Source organism: Aestuariicoccus sp. MJ-SS9, from assembly GCF_032586235.1.
Classification (GTDB): domain Bacteria; phylum Pseudomonadota; class Alphaproteobacteria; order Rhodobacterales; family Rhodobacteraceae; genus Aestuariicoccus.
In genome coordinates this window covers 1-23,616 of record NZ_JAWHTD010000038.1, presented here as the reverse complement: position 1 = coordinate 23,616, position 23,616 = coordinate 1, and the positions used below count along the sequence as shown (strand labels likewise).

Here is a 23,616-nt window from a genome sequence, read left to right as displayed (position 1 = left end):
CATCACGTCAAGCCTCTCCGTTTGCGCTCGGCGTCGTCCCAGGCCGTGAGTGGCTGGTAGTCGGGAACAAACCCCAGACCCTTCTTCGCGTCCGATGACACCGCCGCCTGCGAGGTGACGACGTCGATGACCGCCGGGGCGTTCTCGATCCCGCGCCGGAGCGCGTCCGCCAGATCGGACGGGTCCTCGACACGCTCGCCGTGGGCCCCGAGCGCGCGCGCCATCGCGGCATAGTCGGAATGCCTGAGCGTCGTGCCAACGACGCGGCCGCCGTAATTGACCTCCTGATCGTAGCGCTCGATGTTCCAAGCGGCGTTGTTCGATACGATGAAGACAGCCTTGGCGCAGTGGCGGACCGCTGTGTCGATCTCCATCGCGTTGATCCCGTAGGCGCCGTCGCCGTTGACCGAGATCACCTGCCGGTCGGGCAGGGCGAGGGCGGCGGCGACGGCGAAGGGCACACCGACACCAAGGCAGCCGAAGGCGCCAGCGTCCATATAGGTCCCAGCCTCCAGACCGACGCGCGCGAAGCTCAGCAGGTCGCCGCCATCGGCGATGGCGATGTAGTCGTCGGAGCCGACTTCGCGGATCGCGTCGAAGATGGCCATGGGATGGATCTTGCCGTCCGCACCGGTCTGTGGTCCGGCCGTCTCTTTTCCTTTCCGGGTCCGCTCGCGGTGCTTGGCGCGCAGCCCGGCCAGCCAATCCGCATCTCGCGCGCCCGGATCGTTGCCGAACGCGTCCGTCAGGGCGTCAAGCGCGAGCGGGACCGACGCCAGCAATTCCGGTGTCCCGCGACGGTTGTCGACAAGCTCTCCTGCTGTATCCGCGATCCGCAGGAACCGCGCGTCTGGAAACACCGCCGGAGAGCCGAAGCCAAGCTGGTAGTCGAGCTTGCGCCCCAGCGTGATGACCAGATCGGCCTGTGCCATCGCCGCCGCGCGCACCGCGCCTACCACTGAAGGATGCTCGGGCGGCACCAGCCCGCGGCTTTCCTGCGTGTCGAGATAGAGCGCGTCCGTGGCATCGAGGAAACGCATGAGAGCAAGACCCGCCCCACGCGCGCCGCGTCCCGAAACGACAAGAGGGCGCTTCGCCGCCCGGATCGCCGCCACTGCATCGGCAACGCCCGCAGGGTCCGGCGGTACGCGGCGCGGCGCCTTCGCTGCCATCCAGTCGTCAGGAACGAGCGCCGGGGCAAGCCGCGTGCGCAAGACATCCGTCGGGATCTCGATATAGCACGGCCCGGGCTCGCCGAGGTCTCCGAAGGCGCGGGCAATGGCTTCGTCAAGCTCGCGAAGAACCTGTTCCGCGACACGCGCAGTTCGGGCGTAGCGGGAAACGGGCCGCATGATGTCGACATGCGGGATGTCCTGCAAAGGCCCCATATTCGCCTGCGGACGCGATGTGCAGCCGCCGATCAGCAGGACGGGTGCGCGGGCCAGCGAGGCGTTCGCGATACCCGTGACACAGTTCGTCACGCCGGGTCCGGCCGTTGCCATGGCGACACCGAGCCCACCGGTCAGTTCGGCATGGGCATGGGCCATGTGGACGGCCGCGCCTTCGTCGCGCACGTCGATGATGCGGATACCCCGCTTGGCGGCGTGATCCCAGATCGGCTGGATGTGACCGCCTTGCAGGCCGAAAATCCGATCGATCCCCCGCTCGGAGAGCAGATGTGCGATCCATGCGGCGACGCTGTCTTCGTCGCGGTTGAGGTCCTGCGGTTCGGTCATGTTGTGCCCCCGGTGATTTCAGACAGGATGTCCCGAAGGACACGGTGAAGGATCTTGCCGGTCGCGTTTCGCGGCATCTCTTCGGTTGAAAGAAAGACGATCTCGCGCGGGCGCTTGAACCCGGCAAGCCGTGTGCGCGTCCACTCGATCAGAGCCTCGGCGCTCAGCTCCGATCCGTCGCGCCGCACGATGGCGGCGGCGACACGCTCGCCCCATTTCTCATCCGGCAGTCCGACCACGGCCACGTCCTTGACGTCGGGATGCTGGCCAAGAAGCGCCTCGACTTCGGTCGGATAGATGTTCTCGCCGCCCGAGATGATCATGTTCTTCTTTCGGTCGATCAGCCGGATGAAGCCCTGGGCATCGCGGAGCGCCATATCGCCGACGGAGAGATACGGGCCGCGAAACGCCTCTGCGGTCTTCTCTGGCAAGTTCCAGTAGCCCTCGAACGCGTAGGGCGACGAAGAGTAAAGCTCGCCGATCTCGCCGTCAGGCACCTCTTCGCCGCTCTCGTCAAGAAGCCGGACCGGAGCGGAGCCCACGACCTCGCGCCCGACGGTGCCGAGGTGGTCGAATTGCTCGTCGGGGTGCAGGAATGTGACCCAGCCCGCCTCGGTCGAACCGTAGAGTTCGAACAGGCCCGAGTTCGGGAACATCTCCATGATGGCGCGTTTGGTTTCCACGCGTGCGGGCGCGGAGGACACCATGAGCTTTTCCACGCGCCCGAAATCGGCGGCGCCGCGTCTATCTTTGGGGACGTCCAGCATCATCGTGTAATGCGTCGGCACCAGTGACGAAAACGTCACCCCCATCTCGCCAAAGGCCCGCAGACAGAGTTCGGCGTCGAAATTCGCGCGGGAAAATACCGTGACGGCGGCACCGATGTAGAGGAACGCCGTGAAGAAATTGAGGGAATTGGCGTGGCACATCGGCATGACGAGGAGCGCGTCATCCTTGCGCGTGAGACCGAGCTCGATGTCTGTCATGAGCGCCAGCATCGCCATTCCACGATGGCTGCGGATGGCGCCCTTGGGATTGCCCGTCGTGCCAGAGGTATACATCAGGCACCAGGTGTCGTCGGGCGTCACGTCCACGGCGGGTTCGCCGGCGGGAGCATCGGCGATCAGGGCCTCATAGCTCCGCCAGCCCTGCGCCTCGCCGCCGATCCTGATGAAATGCGGCAGGTCCATACTTTCGCGCAGGGGACCCGCGACGAATGCCAGCGCCTCTTACGCGATCTGAGCCGACACGGCGCAATCCTCGCAGATGAACCGTGCCTCCGGGGCTGTAAGGCGAAAGTTGATCGGCACCGCCACCAACCCGGCCTTGGCGACGGCGGCGTAGATCTCAGCCCATTCGACCCGGTTGTAGGCCAGAACGGCCACCCGATCGCCCTTTGTCAGGCCCAGCGACAACAGCGCGTTGGCCAACCGGCAGGCGCGGTCATTCCACTCGGCGAAGGTCATGGACCGCTCAAGATCGCGTGCGCCCGTGCGGTCGGGTTGCAACCTGGCCTGGGTGGCGAGCATCTGTCCGACGGTCTGGAGCATCATGCAGGTTCCGGCGTCCGGCGCCACTTGGCTGGGCCGGTCTTGTGTATGGAGTTGCCATTCGTATCGACGGCAACCGTCACGGGCATATCCTCGACCTTCAGCTTATAGATCGCCTCCATTCCAAGGTCTTGGAATGCCACGGGTTTTGCCGCCTTGATCGCCTTCGACACCAGATAGGCCGCGCCACCGACCGCGATCAGATAGGCGGCCTTGTGCTTGGCGATGGCCTCCAGCGCCACCGGGCCGCGTTCGGCCTTGCCGATCATCAGCTTCAGGCCCGTTTCGCCGAGGATCCGGTCGGTGAACTTGTCCATGCGCGTCGAGGTGGTGGGGCCGGCGGGGCCGATTGCTTCGTCGCCCACGGCGTCGACGGGGCCGACGTAATAAATCGCACGGCCCCTCAGATCGACGGGAAGCGGCGCGCCCCGGTCGAGCATGTCGATCATCCGCTTATGCGCGGCATCGCGCCCGGTGTAGAGCGTGCCGGACAGCAGCAGCGTCTGTCCGGGTTCGAGCGAAGCCACCACCTCGTCGGTGAGGGTGTCAAGGTCGATCCGGCGGGCATGGGCGCTGGCGTGGTCAAGCACGATGTCCGGATAGTCGGCAAGATCGGGTGGCGCGAACTCCGCCGGGCCGGATCCGTCAAGCGTGAAATGGACGTGCCGGGTGGCTGCGCAGTTGGGGATCAGGCCCACGGGGAGCGAGGCCGCGTGCGTCGGGAAGGACCTGATCTTGACGTCGAGCACGGTCGTTACGCCACCCAGCCCCTGCGCGCCGATACCGAGCGCGTTGACCCGCTCGGCAATCTCGAGCCGCAGCTCTTCGGTCTTGTCCTGTGGCCCGCGGCGGATCAGGTCGTGCAGATCAATGGGGTCGGAAAGTGCCGCCTTGGCCAGCGCCATCGCCTTGTCCGCATTGCCGCCGACGCCGATCCCGAGGAGTCCCGGTGGGCACCAGCCGGCGCCCAGCGTTTCGACAGTTTGCACGACCCAGTCGGCGATAGAGCCGGAGGGGTTCAGCGTGGTGAACTTGGCCTTGTTTTCCGAACCGCCGCCCTTGGCGGCGACTTCCACATGGATCTTGTCGCCCGCGACCAGCTCCACCGTCAGCATGCAGGGCGTGTTGTCGCCCGAGTTCTTTCGTACGCCGAAGGGGTCGACCACGACCGAGGCGCGGAGCGGGTTTTCGTCCCGCAAATAGCCCTGCCGGGTGCCTTCGTCGCAGATGTCCTGAAGCGCGCGGGTGAAATCTGTCCTGGCCTGAACGCCCATGCGGATATGGACGTTGGCAGCACCGGTGTCCTGACAGATCGGGCGGCGGCCGATTGCGCACATGCGGCTGTTGACCAGGATTTGCGCCATGGCCTGTTTCGCGCCGGGGTTTTCCTCGCGCGCCCATGCGGACGCCATGGCGCGGACGAAATCGGGTGGGTGAAAGTAGGAGATGTATTGAAGTGCATCGGCGATGGAGGCGATCAGGTCGTCTTCGCGGATCAGTGTCATGTTAGGCCTCGTCGATCTGGCGTATTTCGTCGATGATCGTACCATCGCGATACTCCGACAGGGCAACAATCCTTCCCTGCGCACGCGGTGGAACAGCCTTTGTCGCCGCCGCCTGCGCCTTGGCGGCGAGGTCTTCCATGGTCACGATTGGCAATCCTGCCTTGGCCAGCCGATCCGACAGGTCCTTTCGCGCAGGATTGACCGCCAGCCCCGCCTCGGTCACGACCACGTCGACCGAGTTACCGGGTGTCGTCCGTGTCGTCACATGCGGCACGATCTTCGGATAGCCCGCCGCCGTCAGCCGCGTGGTAATCAGCGTCAGGCGCGCGCCCTGGGCTGCATCTGCGTGTCCGCCCGATCCTCCGATCAGGATGCCGCCCGCACGGGTCGTGACATTGACGTTGAAGCCGAGGTCCACCTCCGCTGCGCCCAGCACCACCGCCGACAGCCGGTCGACCACGGCGCCCCCGACATGGGGCCCGGCATAGGCGGAGGCGGACATCGCCATGTGGTTTGCGTTCCGGCTGTAGGAGGCGACCGCGGCCAGATCGAAGCACTGGACGTCCATCAACGCACGAAAAAGCCCCGCCTCCAGCATCTCGACGTGAAAGCCTGTGATCCCACCGCAGGCGAAGCTGCCAATCACATCGCGGGCACGCATCTCGCGGCCCACGGCGGCGGCTGTCGCCAATGAAATGCCGCCCGCGCCGGTCTGGAACGCGAAGCCGTCCTCCAGCAGCCCGCTGGCCGCGATGACGGCGGCGGTGTTTTCTGCGATGCCGAGGCTGAGGGCGTCGGTGGCCGGGTTCGTCGCGCCCGATGCGATGCCGCGCGGATCGCCGATGGAGGGGATCACGGCGACGAAATCGACCTTGTTCTGCGGGATATCGATCGGCAACACGGGAAAGGGAACCAGCGTGTCGGTCACAGCGACGACATGGGCAGCGCTGTCGACATCGACCATCGGGTAGCCGAGCGTTCCGCAGGGCGCGCGGCCTGCGCGGCCTGAGAGATTGCCCATTTCGTCGGCAGCGGGCGCGGCTACGAAGGCCACGTCGATGGGCATCTCGCCCATGTCGATGGCGCGTGCCCGACCGCCGTGCGAGCGGAGTGTGACGGGCGCGACCAGAGCCCCGTGGCTGATGGCTTCTCCAACCGGGCCGGAGATGAAACTGGCCGAGATACGACCGATCACACCGGACCGGATGTGCTCGACAAGCGGCGCGTGGACCGGAAAGAGCGACGTGACAGCGAGGTGCAGATCGCGGAGGCCGGCTTCGGCCAGCATGTTCACGACCGTGTTGATGACCGCATCACCGTTCCGAAGGTGGTGATGGAACGAGATCGTCGCGCCATCCTTGAGCCCGGTCGCGGCAACCGCGCCGGCGAGCCCGGACAGGCATTTTCCGGGCGTACGTCCGGTGAGGTGGTGACCGCCCTCAGGCATCTGTTTCCCCCGCGCGGGCAAGAATGCGGCGCGCCGCTTCTTCGACTGGCCTGTCGATCATCTTGCCATCGACGGCAACCGCACCCGCAGCGCCCTGCGCAACGACGTCGAGCACGCGCCGCGCCCAGTCGCGCTCGGCAGCGCTCGGTCGAAAGACCTCGGCGGCGGGGGCGACCTGGGCTGGATGGATCAGAAGCTTGGCCCCGAACCCCAACCGCCGCGCCGCCTCTGCGTCTGCCAGCAGCCGGGACTCATTCTTGACGTCCGTGGTCACGCTTTCGATTGGGGACAGGGCGCCTGCGAGCCGCGACAACGCCACGAGCCGCGACCGCGCGTAGAGCAGCGCCTCCCAATCAGGCGCTGCCCCGAGATCGAGCGCGAAGTCGAGATGTCCGAAGGCGGCCCGTCTTGCGGACGGGTGGTTCAAAAGATCGGGCACCGCTTCGAGGCCTCGGACTGTCTCGATCTGCGGAAGCACCTCGATTTCACGGCCTGCGGCTTGGGCGACGGTTACCAGCGTGTCGACGCTTTCGGCCTTGGGGACCATGACCGCGGCAGCTTCAAGAGCGGCAAGGAAAGCCAAGTCATCTTTGAAGAAATTCGAGGCGGCATCGTTGACCCTGACGATCACGCGGTGCCAGTCGACCGACGCGCCGAGGATCGCCTCACGCGCTGCTGCCTTGGCTTCGGGACGCACGGCGTCCTCCAGATCGAGGATAACCCGGTCCGCGCCCGAAACCAGCGCCTTTTCGAAGCGATCAGGCCGGTCGCCCGGCACGAATAGGTAGGTGATAGGCAGCGACATGGCTCACGATCCTTGTCACACGGTGCGCCCGCCGTCGACCTCGAAGACCGTGCCGGTGATGAACTCGGCCTCGTCCGACGCGAGGTAGAGGCAAGCATTGGCGATGTCCTGCGGCTCCGACATGCGGCCCAGCGGGATAGTCGCCACGAATTTCGCGCGGTTCTCGGGCGTATCGGGCACGCCCATGAAGCTTTCGAGAAGGGCTGTCGCGCCGATCACGGGCGCCACGCAATTCACCCGGATCCGGTCGGGGGCCAGTTCGACGGCCATGGATTTCGACAGCAGGTTCACGGCCCCCTTGGTGGAATTATACCAGGTCAGGCCGGGACGGGGGCGGATGCCGGCTGTCGAGCCGATGTTGAGGATCACGCCGCCTCCCTGATCGCGCATCACCGGCACGCATGCCCGTGTCATGTGAAAGATCGAGCGGACATTGATGTCGTAGAGCCGCTCGTATTCTTCCTCCGTGACCTCGAGCATCGGCTTGTTGCGATGCGTCCAGCCGGCGTTGTTGACGACGATGTCGAGCGCACCGCCATGATCTCGCGCGGCGGTTACGGCCGCCGCGATATCGGCGGCGCGCGTTACATCGCCCTGAACCGACGCGCCGCCGCAGCGGCTCGCAACCTCGGCCGCGCCATTGCCGTTCAGGTCCAGAATGGTGACCTTCGCGCCTTCCCGCGCGAAGGTCTCGGCAATCGCGGCCCCGAAGCCCGAGGCCGCTCCCGTTACAAGCGCCGATTTGCCCTCCAGACGCATGGTCTCAGAGCATCCCGATCTGCTGTTGCAGCCCGATATTGTCGATGGCGGGCCACTGCTCGGCGATCATGCCGTTTTCCATGCGGAAGAAATCGAGCACCATGACGTCGAACCGTTTGTTCGAGGCCGGATGGTCGCCGAACGGGCCGGACTGAACGCCGCGGAAGCGCAGATGCACCAGCACCTTGTCGTTCTCGGCGATTACGTCCTGGATATCGAGCTCAACCTCTGAGAAGGCCCCCAGCAACACGTCACCGAGTGCCAGCACGCCCTCGGGGCCTTTCACCTCGAAGGGCAGTGTGGTGTCCTGCCGAACGTAGGTCGGCGCGACATTGGCTTCGAGCCATTCCTTGTCCTGGGTGGCAAACGCCTTGAAGTAGTCGCGGGCGCGCTGCTTGTTGGCGGCGATGGTGTCCATGTCGTTCATGTTTTTCATGTCCTTCTCTCCTAATCAGGCGGCGCTGCGGGCGCTGTTGGATTCTGCAATGGTCTCGAACCCGGCGCGCGGGAAATGCACGTGAAGCCCTCCGGCTTCCGGGCTGTCGATGGCAACGACGACCTCTTGCGCGTCCGCACCGACCAGTGTGCCAGTCACGGGTACGCGTGCGTTGTCGTCGGGCGTCACAGAGACTTTCGTACCGAGAGCGATGCCCGAGGGGTCATTGTCGCCGAGGCCGGGATCGGCAGGCGTTGCCGCCTTGGCCACCGTCACCGCTTTTTCCGGCGTCATGTCAGTCTTGCTTCCATGTCCGATGGCACCGATCCGGTCCATCCAGGCAACCACCTCGGGCGCAAGTTTCAGCTGGGCGTCAATCGCGTCGGCACCGCAATTGGCCCGCAGCAGCCAGAGCGAGTGGTGACATGTCAGATCGGCGGCGCTCAGCCGGTCGCCCGTCAGATAATCGCCGTTCTCGCGCAGGATCGAGGCCAGCCAATCGGCGAAGGCCGTCATTTGCTGGACATAGGCGGGCAGCATCGGCGCCATTCCATCCTTCGAAATGTCGTAGCCGAGGTAATGGTCCTTGCGGTCCTTCAGAAATTCCTCGGGCAGGTGCTCGCCGATATAGTCGACCAGAATGCCGATGGCGGGCTTCCAGGTCGACCGATCCCACCAGAGCGACAGCGCCTTCGACATGCCTTCGCCGGTCGGATAAAGCGTGGGTTCGGGCTTGATCCGCTCAAGCGCGCGGAAAATCACTTCGGTGTCGCAATAGATGTCGGCGCCGACCTGCAATACCGGCACGCGGCGATACCCGCCGGTCAGCCTATCGAGAAGCGGGCGCGGCGGCACCGCCTCGACGATGACCGAATGCCAGTCGAGCCCCTTATAGCCGAGGGCCAGGCGGATCTTCTCCGAGAACGGCGAAAGATCGTAATGGTGCAGGATGATGTCGGACATGGTGCTCCTCCCTTGGTATGTCGTCGGTCTCGTCGCTGAAACCGTATCATTGGGTCCCCATTGGGCGGTAAGATCGTTTCTTACCGGTTCCCATAGGAATATCTTCTAGGCTGTCGCTTTGCGGGCGCGGACGGGCGGGCCGAACTCCGCGCGGAGGGGCGCGTCATGGACGCCGAGGGCCGGGACCGGGCGATAGCTTGGCGCCTCGCCGCGAATGACGGCGCCTGGTGCCAGCATCTCGATCTCGCCCGCGCTTGTGGTGACGGTGATCAGCCGGTTCTGGGGGTGGGCCATAAGGTCATCGAGATCGGACAGTCGCCCGAACGCGATTCGAGCCGACTTCAGGCGCTCAATCATCTCGTCGCGCGTGAAGCGGGCGAAGACTTCGGAAACGCGTGCTTCGAGGGCAGGCCGGTTCGCCACGCGCAGCGTGTTCGTGACAAAGCGCGGATCGGTGGCGAGGCTCTCATCGTCGAGGGCGTCCGCACAAAGCCGTTGCCATTCCCGCTCGTTCTGGATCGAGATCAGCACCGCCTTACCGTCGGAACAATCGTAGGCACCGTAGGGCGCGATCGAGGGGTGTTTGAGCCCGACCCGCGCGGGCGGCTTGCCGCCGTAACGCGTTTGGAGGTAAGGCACGTTCATCCAGTCGGCCATGGCATGAAAGAGCGACACGTCGATCGCACGGCCCCTGCCGCTACGCTCGCGCGCGAAAAGCGCCTGCAAGATGGCTTGAAATGCCGTCATCCCTGCCGCGATGTCGCAGACCGACACGCCGACACGGGCCGCACCGTCTTCGGTCCCGTTGATCGCGCAGAGGCCGCTTTCTGCCTGAATGAGCAGATCATAGGCCTTCTGGTCGCGGTAGGGGCCCTCTTCGCCGTAGCCGGAAATCGAGCAATGGATGAGCCGGGGAAACCGCGCGAGCAGCGCGTCCGCCCCGAAGCCGAGCCGGGCGGCCGCGCCGGGCGCGAGGTTCTGGATGAACACGTCCGCGCCCGCGATCATGCGGTCGAGAATTGCGTGGTCGTCCGGCTTTTTCACATCCAGCCGGATCGATTCCTTGCCCCGGTTCAGCCAGACGAAATAGGCGCTTTCGCCGTTCACAAGTGAGTCGTATCCCCGTGCGAAGTCGCCTTCCGCGCGCTCGATCTTGATGACCCGCGCCCCTGCGTCCGCCAATCTGCCCGAGGCATAGGGTGCAGCCACCGCCTGTTCCAGCGCAACAACCGTTATTCCTTCAAGATCCTGCATGGGTCGAGCGTCCTCTGTTTTGTCGCCCCCGGTATCCCATGCCCGACGGCCAGCGCGGAAATACCCTCTTCCTCCCCTTGCTAGAAGAAATTACTATGGCAAGGGGAGGTGCGCGTATGGATATCAAGCAACTGAGGTATTTCATCGCGATTGCCGAGGAGGGATCGCTCTCGGCGGCGGCGCAGAGGGTGAATGTCGCCCAGCCTTCGCTCTCTCAGCATGTCCTGTCGCTTGAGCGCGATCTTGGCGTGAAGCTGTTGGAACGCAGCCCACGCGGCGTGTCACTCACGCAGGCGGGCGAGGTGCTCTTGAGCTACGCGCGCGAAATCGTGGGCGCGTTGGAAAACGCCGTCGAGGCGGTCCGCCGATCCGGCTCGGAGCCGATGGGAGACGTCAGTTTTGGCCTGCCGAGTTCCGTGTCGATGGTGCTGTCGGTCCCGCTGGCCGAGACGGTGCGGCTGGAACTGCCGAAGGTCCGGCTGCGCGCGATCGAGGCCATGAGCGGCTTCATCCAGACGTGGCTGGAGGATCAGTCCATCGACCTCGGCATCCTCTATGACATCAGTGCGGTCCGGCACCTGACCCACCGCCAGCTTATGACCGAAGACCTGTTCTTCTTCTCCGCACCCGATGCCTGGCCGTTCGAGACACGGGCGGGGTCGGCTGTGAAGCTGTCCGAAGTTGCCCCGGTCGAGCTCGTGCTCCCTTCGAAGCATCACGGGCTTCGGACGATGATCGACCGTTTCACCCGTAGCCAGGGCGTGCAGCTGAACGTGGCAACCGAGATGGATGCGCTCAGCCAGATCAAGACGATGGTGTCGCGCGGCTCGGGCTACACGATCCTCGCCCCTGCTGCGGCCATCGATTTCGTTGAACGGGGCGAGTTGATCATGGCCCCGATCGTGGAGCCCCGCATGACCCGCCCGGTCTATCTTGTGCGCAACCCCGCCAAGCCCGTGACGGCCGCCAGCCGCGAGCTGGAGAGGATCACGATCGAGGTCATCCGCGATCTGGTCGCGCGGGGCATCTGGCGGGCCGAGGATCAGCCTGAAATGACCGGCGCCTAGTTCGAGCCGCTATGGCCGGAATGGTCTCTGGACTAATGGTTCGGTACGGCGTCGTCGAATTTATGGGACACCACGATGCGATCGCGGCGCGGCTTGGTCAGGTCCAGCGTGAGCGTCCAGTCGCCCAGCATCTGAAGCTCCAGTTGGGCCGAATAGACTCCGGGCGTGTCTGTCGGTTCGGCTGGAACCGGCGGAATGTTGTGCGCCATCGGCATCGACGGCATATCCGGCTTGACCGTGAAAGCCGCGCCGTCGACAGGTGCTCCGCCTTCGTTGAGAGCGATCTCGCAACGGAATTGCAGTTCGGTGTGCGTCGGCGAACAGGTTGCCTCTGCCAGAATGCGCTCGGCCAGCGCCGGGGGGGCGATGCAGATGAGGACGGCGACGATCAGGCGGAACATGGTGTGGTCTCCCGGATTTCAGAGGTGGGGCAGAGCGCCGCCTGCGGATGCAGACGCCGTTTGGAGAGCGAAAAGGCGCGGTCGGCCAGAGCCAACGCGGCGCGGCTGTCCTGATCCGTGAGCAGCATGCCGATCCCCTCGCTGCGCAACTCTTTCAGCATCGCGAAGACCGCCTTCGCCGCAGCAGGCGAAAGTCCGAGCGTCGGCTCGTCCAGCACCAGCAAGCGTGGGCGTGACATCAAGGCGCGGCTCACGCTCAACATCTGTGCCTCGCCCCCCGACAGTGTCCCCGCGGGCTGGTCCTTGCGCGATTGCAGGATTGGGAAGCGGTCGAAAACCTTCCGCATCGTCGAGACCCGCCCGGCGTGACCGACCCGGCCCGCGCCAAGGATCAGCGTTTCTTCGACTGTCAGTCTTGGCGCGAGCTGGCGTCCCTCGGGCACCAGAGCCATCCCGTCCCGCGCATGATACGGGCGGTCGGTCACGTCGGTTCCGTCCCAGATCACGCGACCTCCGGAGACCGGAGACAGGCCAATCAATGCCCTGATGAGAGAGGATTTCCCCGATCCGTTCGATCCGGTCAGAACCACGATTTCGCTCGCTTCAACAGTGAAACTGGCACCGGCGATTACCGCAGCGCCGCGCCATGAAATGGCCAGGTCTTGCGCGTCAAGCATCTGTAAGCTCTCCCATGAGACAGGCCCTGATCTGTGGCTGCGCGAGGACTTCGTCGGGCCGGCCCAGGGCGATCTTTCGCCCCGCCTGCAGCACGACAAGCTCCGTGCAGAGCGCGCGGAGCATATCCAGCCTGTGCTCGACGAGGATGACCGTGCGCCCAGGCATCAGGTGATTGACGAGGACTCCGCGCAGACGATTTGCCTCATCTTCTGTCGCGCCGACTGTGGGTTCGTCGAGGAGCACAAGTCTTGCGCCAGTTGCATAGGCCCGCGCCAGTTCGAGCAGCCGAAGTTCGTAATGTGTCAGCGTGTCCGGCATCGCCTCCGCCAGATGGTTCAGGCCGAAAAGGGCGAGGCCGTCGAAGAGCCACTCCTCCTGGCGGCGTCGGTCGGCTCGTCGCTGAAAGGTGGGGCGGATGGCGTGTAACGCGGCCCGCATGTTGTCGATGACGCTCATCCGCCGATACACACGCGGGGACTGGAAAGTCCGAACCATGCCCAGTCGCGCGCGCTCGGGCGCGGGGAGATGCCCAATCTGCTGGCCGTCGAGAGAAATCGCTCCGCTTGCCGGGTAATGACCCGTCAGAACGTTGATCAGGCTCGACTTTCCCGATCCGTTCGGACCTGCGACGCCTAGGACGGCTCCGGCCGCGACCGACAGGTCGAGCTCTTCGAGCGCCGTCACCCCGCCGAAACGGAGCGTCAGGCCCCTGATCTCTAGCGCCGCACCCACGAGCGCACCTTTGCGACAAGCGTTTCGTCCAGTATGCCCCTTGGCCGCAGGATCAGGATGATCGCGACAAGGCCGCCGAAAACGATCATCCGGTATGCGGCGAGCGCCCGGAGTGATTCCAGCAACCCGATGTCGATCAGCACGCCGAGGATCGGGCCAAGCGCCGTGCCGAGCCCTCCGATCAGCCCGTAAGCGACGGCGTGAACGCCGGTCATGACGCTGAATTGCGCAGGCTCGATATAGGTGGCGAGATGGGCATAGAGCCCGCCGCCCAATCCCGCTAGGCCACCGGCGGCCGCCCCGGCGCCGATCTTCCAGCGCAGGACGCGCACACCCTGCATGGCGGCGAGGATCGGATCTTCGCCGACCATGCGAAGCTGTGCCATAACGTTCAGGCGCGCGGCCAACCCGATGAGCGCGATCACCCCCGCAAGCGACAGGGCGATAATCGTTAGATTCGGTCCCGGCTCGATCCCGGCCTCGTAGACCCAACGGATGTCGCGAAACCCGTTCGCGCCGTCTGGGCCGGTGAGGTAGCCTTCGACATCGCGCTGGTAGCGAAAGACATTTAGGCTGGCGCGGGTCAATTCCGCGAAGGCGAGCGTCGCGATGGCGTAGTGGACGCCCGACAACCGCGCTGCCGGCCAGGCGACCAGTGCACCGACGCCAGCACCGAGGACCGTTCCCCAAAGCACGGCGACGGCGAAGGGCCAGACCCAGAGGGCGCTTGCGATGCCCGAGGCATAGGCGCCGATGGCGAAATAGGCCTGCTGGCCAAAACTGATTTCCCCGCCGATCAGGAGAATCCAGGCCGACAAGGCGAGGAAAGAAAAGAGCCCGATGTTGCTCAGGACGGAGATGAGAAACGGGTCCATCTCAGAGCTTCCGCTCCGCTCCGGTCTCACGCACGCCTGCCATTCCGCCCGGCAAGGCGATCAGGCAGAGGAAGAGGAAGCCGTAGACCACGATCTCGCGCGCGGCCGCCCCGAGATACCACTGCGCCTGCGCTTCGATGATGCCAAGCGCCAGCCCGCCCAGAAGTGCGCCTCTGAGCGATCCAAGCCCGCCGATCATCATCGCGATCAGCCCCTTCATCGTTGCCCAGAGCCCGAATTTCGGGGTGATCTGACCATCGGTCGCTGCGATCAGCATACCCGCCACGGCACCGACCAAGGCAGCTAGGCAGAATGTCAGGAAGGCGACGCGCCTCGTATTCACTTGCGAAACGGCGGCGGCCTCCGGACTGTCGGCGAGCGCACGCATCTCGAGCCCGAAGTGGCTGTGGTAGATCAGTCGATGCAACAAAAGCAGCACTGCCCCGGCAACGGCGAAGACCAGCAGATCATCGCCACCGAGGAAGAGGCCGGCAAAGCGAACGTCCGGGAGCTGTGGAAGCGTCGGGAAGGCCGTGGTGCGGCCCGGAAAGGCCAGCGCCACGCCTTGTTCGAGCTGCATCCAGAGCGCGAAGCTCGACGCCATCGAGGCCAGCGCCGCGTCGCCTCGTATCGCCGCGAAGGACAGCCGCTCGACATAGACCGAGGCAATGAGCACGCCCGCGAAAGTCGCCGCCGCCGCGCCAATGAGCCCCGCCGACCATTGCGCATGGACCCACGCGCCCAGGAAGACACCGACCATGATCGACGGCCCGAAGGCGATGTTGAGCCGCCGCATCACACCGAAGATCAGCGTGAACCCAATGGCGAGCAGCGCATAGGCCGCCCCTGCCGCAATCCCGTCCAGGGTATTCTGGGCGAGATCGAGCATGGTCTAGCTGGCCTTTCTTGCGCCCAGGTAGGCGCGTTGGATCACCTCGTCATGATCGACCGCGCCCGGCTCGCCCGAGAAGGTGACCCGGCCCTGTTCCAGCAGATAGAACTGGTCGGCGTATTTCAGCGCCATGTGCGCGTTCTGTTCGACAAGAAAGATCGTCCGGCCTTCGTCGCGCAGACAGCCGATAATCTCGAAGATCTCCTCCACGATGATCGGCGCGAGGCCGGTCGACGGTTCGTCCATGAGCAGGATTTTGGGCCGCGCCATAAGCGCGCGTCCCACGGCGAGCATCTGCTGCTCGCCACCCGAGAGCGTACCGGCGAGTTGCTCGGAGCGCTCGCGAAGGCGCGGGAAACGGGTGAGCACGTCTTCGAGATCGCCCTCAACGCCCCCCTTTTCCTTTCGTCGCGAAAATCCGCCCGCGACAAGGTTGTCGCGCACACTCATGTCAGGGAACACCAGACGGTTTTCTGGGACCGTGACAATGCCCTTGGACACGATCTGGTGCGGCTTCAGCCCGAGGATCTCTTCGCCGTCGATCTTCATTGACCCGGCTTGCGCTTTCAGGATGCCCGCTATGGTCCAGATGAGCGTGGTTTTGCCTGCGCCGTTGGGGCCAAGAAGACAGGTCAGCCCGCCGTCGTGGATCTCGAGCGACACGCCCTTGAGCGCGGCGATCTTGCCGTAAGAGGTCTTGATGTCGCTGATCTCAAGCACTGGCTCTCTCCATTTTTTCGTCGTGGCCGCTGCCCAGATAGGCGGCGCGGACCTGAGGGTCGTCCTGGATTTCGCGCGGGCTTCCTTCGGCGATCTTCTGGCCAAAGTTCAGAACCGCGATGCGGTCGGTGATGCCCATGACCAGCTCCATCATGTGTTCGATAAGAAGAACGGTCACTCCCCGGTCGCGCACCGCGCGGATGCGCTCGGCCAAGAGTTCGGCGTCTTCGAGGCTCGCGCCCGCAGCCGGTTCGTCGAGCAGAAGGACGCGCGGATCGGAGGCCAGCGCGCGGGCCATTTCAAGCCGCCTCATTTCCCCGAACGACAGGTTGCCCGCCAGCACATCGCGCTTCGAGTAGAGCCGCGAGAATTGCAGAAGCTCGTCAACATCGGCGCTATGCTCGCCGCCGGGCTTGAACCAGCGTGACAGGAAGTGCTGACGCCGCTGCTCGTGACCGTTTTGTGCAACCCAAAGGTTCTGCGCGACCGTCAGGTTGCCAAAGAGCCGTATGTTCTGGAATGTGCGGGCGACACCCCGCGCGGTGCGGGCGTGTTGCGGCATTGCCGTCAGATCCCAGCCATCCAGCGTGACCGTCCCGGTGGTTGGCGTGTAAAGCCCGGTGATCAGGTTGACGGTCGTTGATTTGCCCGACCCGTTGGGCCCGATCAGGCCAAAGATCTCGCCCTCCTTGATCGTCAACGTCACGCCATCCACGGCGCGAACACCGCCGAAATGCTTCGACAGGTTTTCCAGCGTAAGCATCACTCGGCCTCCTTCAGTTCGAGTTTGTCAGCGCCACGACGCTTGAAGAGCCGCGGCATGCGTTCACCGAGCAGCCCGGTTGGCCGGAAATTCATCGCCAGGACGATCAGCGCGCCGAACAGAAGCGACCGCCAGTCGCCGATGAACCGCAGCCCCTCGACCAGAAATCCCTGGATGAAGATCACCGCGATCAGTGTGCCAAAGACCGAACCAAGCCCGCCGAGGATCGGGTAAGCGATGGCAAAGGTGGCCAGAAGCACGCCAAAGACCGCGTGTTCGATATGCGTCACCGTGTGGGCGTAGATACCGCCCCCCATGCCCGCGATCAGCCCGCCAAGCGTCATCGCACCCACCTTCACTGCGGTCAGGTTCAACCCAATGGACTGGGCGGCGGTCTCGTCATGGCCGACGGCGCGCAGCACCGCGCCCGCGCGGGTGTTGTCGATCCACCAGAGCGCGCCCATCACGACAGCTACGACGATCCAGATGAAGCCCGTGACGTGCCAGATTTCCCAGCCGTTCTCCGGGAAGAAGCGGATCGCGCGGAAGCCCTCGGCACCGTTGGGGCCGATCAGGCCTCCGCCGCGCTCGACCTGCCAGGTGAGGTTGAAGAAGAAAAGCCGCACCATCTCGCCGAAGGCGAGCGTGGCGACGACCAGCATCAGGCCCTTTACCCGCAGCGCCGGGAAACCGACGACACAGGCGATGGCGGCGGTCACGAGTCCGGCCACGATGATCGCAGGCAGGATGTGGAAGCCGAACATCGCCGTGCACATTGCCGCGACATAGGCGCCGATGGCGTAAAAGCCCGCCTGCGCCATGCTGACCTGTCCGGTCAGCAGGACGATATAGGCCGAAAGTCCCAGAAGCGTGTGAACGCCGATAATTTGAAGAAGGCCGAGGTAGAAGTCCATGGTTTGACCCTCCTAGTCGCGCGTCTGGGCGTTGCCGAAAAGGCCGCCGGGGCGCAGGGTGAGGAAGATGAAGAGCAGAAGCATCACGTAGATGTCGCGCTCGGTGACGCCGCGAAGCAGCAGGAAGATGTTCTCTGCCGCACCGACGAGAAGCCCGCCGATGATCGCGCCGGGGATCGAGCCAAGGCCGCCAATCACCACGACGATCAGCCCCTTGACGGTCAGGCCCATCGCGATGACGGGCGACAGGACGCCGACAGCGGCGGCGGTCATCGCACCCGCGACGCCGCCAAGGATACCTGCGATGCCGAAGGTCATCATGTTTACGCGCGTGACGTCGATCCCGCAAAGCTGCGCGGCGCGCGGCTGCTGGCTGACGGCCCGCGTCGCAAGGCCGAGAGGCGTCCGGTAGAGCAGCCAGAACAGCACCGCCATGGCGACAACGCACATGAAGAAGACGAAGAGCAGGTCGCCCCTCACCCAGACGTCACCCACTTCGATGATCGCGTCGCGGAACACCGACGGATAGGGGTAGGGCAGGCCATGACTGGCATGGATGACCACCTCATCGATGAAGAGCAGCATACCAACCGAGGCCAAGAGTGACGCCATCGGGTAGTCAGATGGCGTGAAGCGGAAGCAGCAAAGATAGACGATCAGACCGATTGCGCCTGATCCGATGGCCGAGGCGAGGAAGACCAGTGCCGGGTGGGCGTCGAACATCAGATATATGACGAGGCCGATATAGGTCCCCGCCAGGGCGGCCGCCCCATAAGCGAGGTTAAGCTTGCGCATTACCCCGAAGATCAGCGTGAAACCAATCCCGATCAGCGCGTAGGTGGTGCCGAAGAGCAGGCCGTCCACCGTCGACTGGATCAGGTCGATGAAGAAGAAATAGTCCATGGGTCAGCCCCTCGGGTTCAGCGAAAGAAAGTCCCGGGCGCGCGATGGCGCGCGCCCGGGCGGGTCGGGTCAGCTGCCCGGATTGTGGAGCACTTCCCACTTGCCGTTCTCGGCGTCGACGAAGACGTAGGGCTTCACCGCTTCGCCATCGGGCATCCGCTTGTTGGCACCCAGAAGCCCGTTCACCTCGGTAAGCGCGGCCAGCCCGTCGCGGATCTTGCGACGGTCCTCTTCGAGCGATGCGGCGGTGCCTTCGACGCCGGCAGCCTCGATCACATCCCGAAGGATCATGATGTTTTCCCAGGCCGAAGCGCTGTGCAGATCGAGCGCACCGCCCTTCGCGGCCACCGCGTCCGCGGCCTCTTGCGCCGCGTCGTTCACCGGCGCGAAGGAGGTCGGGATGATGATGCCTTCAGCTTCGTTGGCACAGCCGGTCAACGTTTCCAGCGACGAGGAGGAGGTCAGACCGACCAGCACTTTCGGCTCGACCCGCTGGCGCGCCATCTCACGCAGCATGCCGCAGGTGGTGAAGGGGTGCGCCGAGATCGCGACGACGTCCGGCTCGGCCCGACGCATGCCACGCGCCTGATTCGAGAAGTTGGTGTCATTGAGCAACCACTGGGCCTCTCCGACCACTTCGAAGCCATGCGCCTCTGCGGCGGTCTTCATGACCGAATACCAGGTGAAGCGCGAATGGGCGAAGTCTTCTTCCACGCCGCCATAGATCGTCTTGGCGTCCGGATTGGTTTCACGAATCCAGGCGAAGAGGTTGTCGTACATCGTTGCCTCGGAAGGCGTATTGCGGAACACCCATTCCGAGATCCCGGCCAGCCCGCCCTTTATCGCAACGTCGGTGAAGACCGGGAATTGCAGCCCGGTGTCGCCTGCGTCGTCGACCTTGGCCTGGAGAATGCCGAACAGCGGCTCGGCCACGTTCGAACAGGTGGGGCCGACCGCAACCAGCGCGTCGGTCGAAGCAATGCGGCGCAGGACCGAGATGCCTTCCTCGGCGTTGCAACGGTCGTCGTAATATTCGGTGACGATCATCGCCTTCGAGCCGTCGGCCAGCGTGACGCCGCCCTCGGCGTTGATCTTTTCGACAGCTGCGGCCATCGCTGCACCCGAGTTCTGGCCAAAGATGCCGACGACGCCGGACGAGGCGCCGAATCCGGCGATGTTGATGGTCTTGTCCTGGGCCAGCGCCGGTGCGGCCGCCAGCGCCAGAACCGATGAGGTGATTAGCGTTGAGAGTTTCATGGCATTCCTCCATTTCCGTTTCATCCGGCGGATGGCGGTGCCTGACACGTTCAGCCCTCCCTGATGCCGGTGGTCGGACATTGGCGCGAAGCTTTAGAACTTATCAAAGACGGAAATCCCATGTCGATTAGAACTTTTCTCTATATCGACATCTGGGTAGCCTCTCCTTCAGTCAAAAAAATCAATAAAAACATTAAGCATAATGTCTTTTGGAAGGTCGCCTCGAGGGTCTCGTCCAGATGCGAAAGAAGGGGGTATAGGTGTTCACTCTGGCATTTAGTGGGTATTCGTATTTGTGAATCCAGCTCCTGACCGCGAATGTCAGGGCAACTCTGAGCATCACGGAAGGGCGGCTGAGATATGGGCGACAGACTTAAGGACAAGGTGGTTTTCTTTTCAGGCGCTGGTGCCATCGGCCCCGGCTGGGGCAATGGCAAGGCCGCGGCCGTGGCGATGGCGCGCGAAGGTGCCAAGATCTTCGCGCTGGACATCAACGCCGACGCCGTCGAGGAAACGGCCAAGATCATCCGCGAAGAAGGTGGCATCGTCGAGACCGTGGTTTGCGACGTCTCCAAGGCCGATCAGGTCGAAGCCGCTGTCAACGCCTGTATGGAGGCCTTCGGACGCATCGATGTGCTCGACAACAACGTCGGCATCATCGACCCGGGCGGCCCCGAGGACCTGACCGAGGCGCAATGGGATCGGCTCATGGCGATCAACGTCAAGTCGATCTACCTGACCTGCCGCAATATTCTGCCGATCATGGCGGAGCAGGGGGCTGGGTCGATCATCAACATCTCGTCCATCGCCTCAACGCACAGCCTAGGCTATTCTTGCATAAGCTATTCGGCCTCGAAGGGTGCTGTGAACGCCTTCACCCGCGACATCGCGCTGAACTATGGCCCCAAGGGCATCCGCTGCAACTCGATCCTGCCGGGCCTGATGAACACGCCCCTGATCCACGCGGGCAACGTCACCTCTGTTTATGGCTCCACCGAGGCGATGGTGAAGGCGCGCGACGCGCTTGTGCCGCTCGGCCAAATGGGCGACGGCTGGGACGTGGCCTGGGCGAGTGTGTTCCTTGCGTCTGATGAGGCCAAGCACATCACCGGCATCGAACTGGTGGTCGATGGCGGCATCACGCTGAAGGTGAAGTGACCATGCATCTCTATATCAACACCACGTCGCCCTTCGTCCGGCTCGTCCGTCTCGCCATCGAGGAGAAGGGTCTTGCCGATCGCGTCGAGCTGGAGATCGTCGATCCCTGGGCCGATCCCGAAACCTTTCTAAAGGCCAACCCAGCGGGGCGCGTGCCGGTGCTGACGACCGATGACGGCCACGTCTTTGCCGAGGCGCATCTGATCCTGCGCTATCTCGACGAGATCGTTCAGCCGTCGGTCTATCCGTCAGACGATTTCGCGCGCACGCTGGAGATCGCCGCGCCTGCGCTCGGTGCGATGGAGGCCTCGACCGCCATCATCATCGGCCGCAAGTCGAGCGCGGCGTTCGACACCGACATGGTTGGCTCCAAGCGGTTCCGCAGCATTGAAAGCGGCCTTGCCTGGCTCGACGCCAACCTGCCGCGCGATTTTGCCGACCGGCCCGACATCGCGAACTTCGCCGCCGTCACGCTGATCGACTACGTCGTATTCCGGTTCACCGACCGCGATTGGCTGGCCGGCTTGCCGAACCTGCGCGCCTGGCGCGAGCGGCAGATGGGCCGCCCGTCAGTCGAAGCCACCATGCCCCATATCTGACGCGGAGCGCCGCACATGAACCAGCACAGCACACTTGGCAAGCTCGACCACTGGATCGACGGGGCCTCCGTCGCCTCCTCCGGCAGCTACCTCGACAACGTCAATCCGATGACCGGCGGACCCGGGATTTCGGTCGCCGCAGGAACCAGCGCGGATGTCGACGCCGCCGTGGCCGCCGCCATGCGCGCCGCCGACGGCTGGCGCAGGTTCAATGCCGCCGAGCGCGGTCGCCTGATGATGGGGCTGGCGAACAAGATGCGCGAGAAGCGCGAGGAACTGGCCGAGATGGAGCGCGCCGACACCGGCAAGCCCATGCCGATGGCCTATGCCGAAATCGACGGATCCATCGCTTATTTCGAGTTTTATGGCAGCCTTGTCTATTTGCCGACGGGAGACGTCCTCGACGTGGCGCCGGACCAGCATGTTTTTACCAAGCGCGAGCCTTACGGGGTCGTCGGTGTCATCACGCCGTGGAATCTGCCGCTCAACCAGGCCGCGCGTGCTATTGCGCCTGCGCTGGTGGCCGGAAACGTGATCGTCGCGAAACCCTCTGAAATCACTTCCCAAACGACCGTCGCAATGGCGCGGATGGCCTCCGAGGTCGGGTTTCCGAAAGGCGTGATCAACATTGTGCTCGGCACCGGAAAGGACGTGGGCGAGGCGATCGTCAGTCACTCGGACGTCCGCAAGGTCGCCTTCACCGGTTCTGTCGGCGTCGGCCGCGCAATCGGCCACATCGCGGCGGACCGGATCATTCCTCTGACTTTGGAACTGGGCGGCAAGTCGGCCAACATCGTCTTTGATGATGCCGATCTCGACACCGCTGCGACCGATGCCGTGAAGGGCTTCACGCTCAACGCCGGTCAGGTCTGCTCGGCTGGCACGCGGGTTCTGGTTCAGCGCTCGGTCTATGATGCCTTCCTCGACAAGATGAAGAAGGCCGTGGAAGCCATCGTTCCAGGTGAAAATCTCGGACCCATCATCACGCCGGCGCAATTCCAGCGCGTCCAGAAGTACTTCAAGGTCGCAAAAGACGACGGGGCGCGCTGTCTCCACGGCGGTGCCGTCGCCGAGGGCGACGGGTTCTACATCCAGCCCACTGTCTATGCCGACGTCTCCAACGACATGCGCATCGCGCAGGAAGAGATATTCGGCCCGGTCGGCGTCGTCATTCCCTTCGACACGGAAGAGGACGCGATCCGCATCGCCAACGACAGCGACTACGGCCTGATCGGCACGGTCTGGAGCCAAAACATCTCCCGTGCGCTCCGTGTCGCGGACCGGATTGATGCGGGCCAGATCTTCGTCAACGTCTGGAATACGATGTCTGTGCAGACGCCCTTCGGCGGCTACAAGAATTCCGGCTACGGTCGCGAGAAGGGCATCGAGGCGATTCACCACTATTCGCATCTCAAGACGGTCACGGTGAAGATCTGAGGCGGAGAGGGAGACAATGACACCGCAGCATGTGCCCGACGCCGTGTTCCACACCCGCGTGCGCAACCCGGCACTGGGCGGAGACAACCCGTTCGAGTGGAAGACGCAAACAACGGCAGATATATTCGCGGGCAAGCGGATCGTTGTCTTTGCCCTGCCGGGTGCGTTCACGCCCGCCTGTTCAGACAGCCAACTTCCGGGCTACGAGCGTCTCCACGACGACTTTACGTCTTTGGGCATCGACCGGGTCATATGCCTCGCCGTCAACGACGCCTTCGTCATGTTCCAATGGGCCAAATCGCGAGACGTCGAAAAGGTCTTCATGCTTCCTGACGGGAACGGTGAATTCACTCGGAAGATGGGCATGCTTGTCGACCGCTCGGATCACGGAATGGGTCTGCGAAGTTGGCGGTATTCGATGTTGGTCGAAGACTGCGCGATCCGAAAGATCTTCGCCGAACCTGGCCTGAGAGATAATCCGGATGGCGTCCCACTCGAAAGGTCCAGCGCGGAGATCATGCTGGACTACCTCCGGAGAGGCTAGCAGGCACATCGGCTATCGTTTTCGGAACGGCTTGGCCGAAGACTCCATTCATATGGAAGTAACGTCGTCCCAATCGCCGTCGATTGCCTGGCTTTGTTCTCGTGAGGGTAGAGAAAGGCTGACGCTTTTGGCATGACCTAGGTGTTTAGTATCCACGCTCTGGAGCAAACCCACCGACTTCCAGTCGGTCTGCTTCAGCGAGAAAGAATCGTGATATGATC

The 23,616-nt window shown here is 64.0% G+C and carries 24 protein-coding genes and 1 pseudogene; 5 read left to right on the top strand and 20 right to left on the bottom strand.

Going from position 1 to position 23,616, the window contains the following annotated elements; translation table 11 throughout:
• Nucleotides 1–2: 2 nt before the first annotated feature.
• The 10 genes and pseudogenes from RXV88_RS18760 to RXV88_RS18715 form a co-directional block, all read right to left on the bottom strand.
• Nucleotides 3–1,736, bottom strand: a complete 1,734-nt coding sequence (locus RXV88_RS18760) for a thiamine pyrophosphate-binding protein (protein ID WP_316295035.1) — start codon at nucleotides 1,734–1,736, stop codon at nucleotides 3–5.
• Nucleotides 1,733–2,059 (bottom strand): class I adenylate-forming enzyme family protein, encoded by a 327-nt coding sequence (locus tag RXV88_RS23740; protein ID WP_410468843.1) that lies wholly within the window; start codon nucleotides 2,057–2,059, stop codon nucleotides 1,733–1,735. Before RXV88_RS23740 ends, RXV88_RS18760 begins: the two co-directional genes overlap by 4 nt.
• 123 nt (nucleotides 2,060–2,182) lie before the next feature.
• Nucleotides 2,183–3,265, bottom strand: a pseudogene (locus RXV88_RS23735) (class I adenylate-forming enzyme family protein); the annotation flags it as partial.
• 20 nt (nucleotides 3,266–3,285) lie between these two features.
• Nucleotides 3,286–4,791, bottom strand: coding sequence for a fumarate hydratase (locus RXV88_RS18745; protein ID WP_316295032.1), 1,506 nt, complete (start codon nucleotides 4,789–4,791; stop codon nucleotides 3,286–3,288).
• A 1-nt stretch (nucleotide 4,792) separates the two neighbouring features.
• Nucleotides 4,793–6,238 (bottom strand): citrate lyase subunit alpha, encoded by a 1,446-nt coding sequence (citF, locus tag RXV88_RS18740; protein WP_316295031.1) that lies wholly within the window; start codon nucleotides 6,236–6,238, stop codon nucleotides 4,793–4,795.
• Nucleotides 6,231–7,043, bottom strand: a complete 813-nt coding sequence (locus tag RXV88_RS18735; RefSeq protein WP_316295030.1) for a CoA ester lyase — start codon at nucleotides 7,041–7,043, stop codon at nucleotides 6,231–6,233. Before RXV88_RS18735 ends, citF begins: the two co-directional genes overlap by 8 nt.
• 15 nt (nucleotides 7,044–7,058) lie before the next feature.
• A complete protein-coding gene (locus RXV88_RS18730; protein WP_316295029.1) occupies nucleotides 7,059–7,802 on the bottom strand; it encodes an SDR family oxidoreductase in 744 nt (247 codons plus the stop codon).
• A 4-nt stretch (nucleotides 7,803–7,806) separates the two neighbouring features.
• Nucleotides 7,807–8,238, bottom strand: a complete 432-nt coding sequence (locus RXV88_RS18725) for an ester cyclase (RefSeq protein ID WP_316295028.1) — start codon at nucleotides 8,236–8,238, stop codon at nucleotides 7,807–7,809.
• A 15-nt stretch (nucleotides 8,239–8,253) separates the two neighbouring features.
• Nucleotides 8,254–9,201, bottom strand: a complete 948-nt coding sequence (locus RXV88_RS18720) for a glutathione S-transferase family protein (RefSeq protein WP_316295027.1) — start codon at nucleotides 9,199–9,201, stop codon at nucleotides 8,254–8,256.
• 105 nt (nucleotides 9,202–9,306) lie between these two features.
• On the bottom strand, nucleotides 9,307–10,455 hold the full coding sequence (locus RXV88_RS18715) for a CaiB/BaiF CoA-transferase family protein (RefSeq protein ID WP_316295026.1): 1,149 nt from the start codon (nucleotides 10,453–10,455) through the stop codon (nucleotides 9,307–9,309).
• 116 nt (nucleotides 10,456–10,571) lie between these two features.
• Between RXV88_RS18715 and RXV88_RS18710 the strand changes: the two genes are divergently transcribed.
• Entirely contained in the window at nucleotides 10,572–11,522 is a 951-nt protein-coding gene (locus RXV88_RS18710; protein ID WP_316295025.1) for a LysR family transcriptional regulator, read from the top strand.
• A gap of 32 nt (nucleotides 11,523–11,554) precedes the next feature.
• On the opposite strand, the gene RXV88_RS18705 is transcribed toward RXV88_RS18710, so the two are convergent.
• The 10 genes from RXV88_RS18705 to RXV88_RS18660 all read right to left on the bottom strand — a co-directional run bounded on the left by RXV88_RS18705 (nucleotide 11,555) and on the right by RXV88_RS18660 (nucleotide 19,657).
• Complete coding sequence (locus RXV88_RS18705) at nucleotides 11,555–11,923, bottom strand: FixH family protein (RefSeq protein WP_316295024.1); 369 nt, start codon at nucleotides 11,921–11,923, stop codon at nucleotides 11,555–11,557.
• On the bottom strand, nucleotides 11,911–12,600 hold the full coding sequence (locus RXV88_RS18700; RefSeq protein WP_316295023.1) for an ATP-binding cassette domain-containing protein: 690 nt from the start codon (nucleotides 12,598–12,600) through the stop codon (nucleotides 11,911–11,913). The genes RXV88_RS18705 and RXV88_RS18700 overlap by 13 nt, the downstream gene beginning before the upstream one ends.
• Nucleotides 12,593–13,285, bottom strand: a complete 693-nt coding sequence (locus RXV88_RS18695) for an ATP-binding cassette domain-containing protein (protein ID WP_316295022.1) — start codon at nucleotides 13,283–13,285, stop codon at nucleotides 12,593–12,595. The genes RXV88_RS18700 and RXV88_RS18695 overlap by 8 nt, the downstream gene beginning before the upstream one ends.
• 32 nt (nucleotides 13,286–13,317) lie before the next feature.
• Nucleotides 13,318–14,208, bottom strand: a complete 891-nt coding sequence (locus RXV88_RS18690; RefSeq protein ID WP_316295021.1) for a branched-chain amino acid ABC transporter permease — start codon at nucleotides 14,206–14,208, stop codon at nucleotides 13,318–13,320.
• Nucleotide 14,209: 1 nt separating this feature from the next.
• Nucleotides 14,210–15,097 (bottom strand): branched-chain amino acid ABC transporter permease, encoded by an 888-nt coding sequence (locus RXV88_RS18685; RefSeq protein ID WP_316295020.1) that lies wholly within the window; start codon nucleotides 15,095–15,097, stop codon nucleotides 14,210–14,212.
• Nucleotides 15,098–15,100: 3 nt separating this feature from the next.
• Entirely contained in the window at nucleotides 15,101–15,820 is a 720-nt protein-coding gene (locus RXV88_RS18680) for an ABC transporter ATP-binding protein (RefSeq protein WP_316295019.1), read from the bottom strand.
• The gene (locus RXV88_RS18675) at nucleotides 15,813–16,583 is read right to left on the bottom strand and encodes an ABC transporter ATP-binding protein (protein WP_316295018.1); all 771 of its coding nucleotides are present in this window, start codon (nucleotides 16,581–16,583) and stop codon (nucleotides 15,813–15,815) included. Before RXV88_RS18675 ends, RXV88_RS18680 begins: the two co-directional genes overlap by 8 nt.
• Nucleotides 16,583–17,497, bottom strand: a complete 915-nt coding sequence (locus RXV88_RS18670) for a branched-chain amino acid ABC transporter permease (RefSeq protein ID WP_316295017.1) — start codon at nucleotides 17,495–17,497, stop codon at nucleotides 16,583–16,585. The genes RXV88_RS18675 and RXV88_RS18670 overlap by 1 nt, the downstream gene beginning before the upstream one ends.
• 12 nt (nucleotides 17,498–17,509) lie before the next feature.
• Entirely contained in the window at nucleotides 17,510–18,400 is an 891-nt protein-coding gene (locus RXV88_RS18665) for a branched-chain amino acid ABC transporter permease (RefSeq protein ID WP_316295016.1), read from the bottom strand.
• Nucleotides 18,401–18,469: 69 nt separating this feature from the next.
• Nucleotides 18,470–19,657 (bottom strand): ABC transporter substrate-binding protein, encoded by a 1,188-nt coding sequence (locus RXV88_RS18660; protein ID WP_316295015.1) that lies wholly within the window; start codon nucleotides 19,655–19,657, stop codon nucleotides 18,470–18,472.
• Nucleotides 19,658–20,017: 360 nt separating this feature from the next.
• On the opposite strand from RXV88_RS18660, the gene RXV88_RS18655 reads away from it, so the two are divergent.
• From RXV88_RS18655 to RXV88_RS18640, 4 genes are read left to right on the top strand one after another with little or no spacing between them, the layout of a single operon-like run.
• Nucleotides 20,018–20,815 (top strand): SDR family NAD(P)-dependent oxidoreductase, encoded by a 798-nt coding sequence (locus RXV88_RS18655; protein WP_316295014.1) that lies wholly within the window; start codon nucleotides 20,018–20,020, stop codon nucleotides 20,813–20,815.
• A 2-nt stretch (nucleotides 20,816–20,817) separates the two neighbouring features.
• Nucleotides 20,818–21,414, top strand: coding sequence for a glutathione S-transferase family protein (locus RXV88_RS18650; protein WP_316295013.1), 597 nt, complete (start codon nucleotides 20,818–20,820; stop codon nucleotides 21,412–21,414).
• A 15-nt stretch (nucleotides 21,415–21,429) separates the two neighbouring features.
• Nucleotides 21,430–22,851, top strand: a complete 1,422-nt coding sequence (locus RXV88_RS18645; protein ID WP_316295012.1) for an aldehyde dehydrogenase family protein — start codon at nucleotides 21,430–21,432, stop codon at nucleotides 22,849–22,851.
• 16 nt (nucleotides 22,852–22,867) lie between these two features.
• The gene (locus tag RXV88_RS18640) at nucleotides 22,868–23,395 is read left to right on the top strand and encodes a peroxiredoxin (RefSeq protein WP_316295011.1); all 528 of its coding nucleotides are present in this window, start codon (nucleotides 22,868–22,870) and stop codon (nucleotides 23,393–23,395) included.
• The last annotated feature ends 221 nt before the right edge of the window (nucleotides 23,396–23,616 follow it).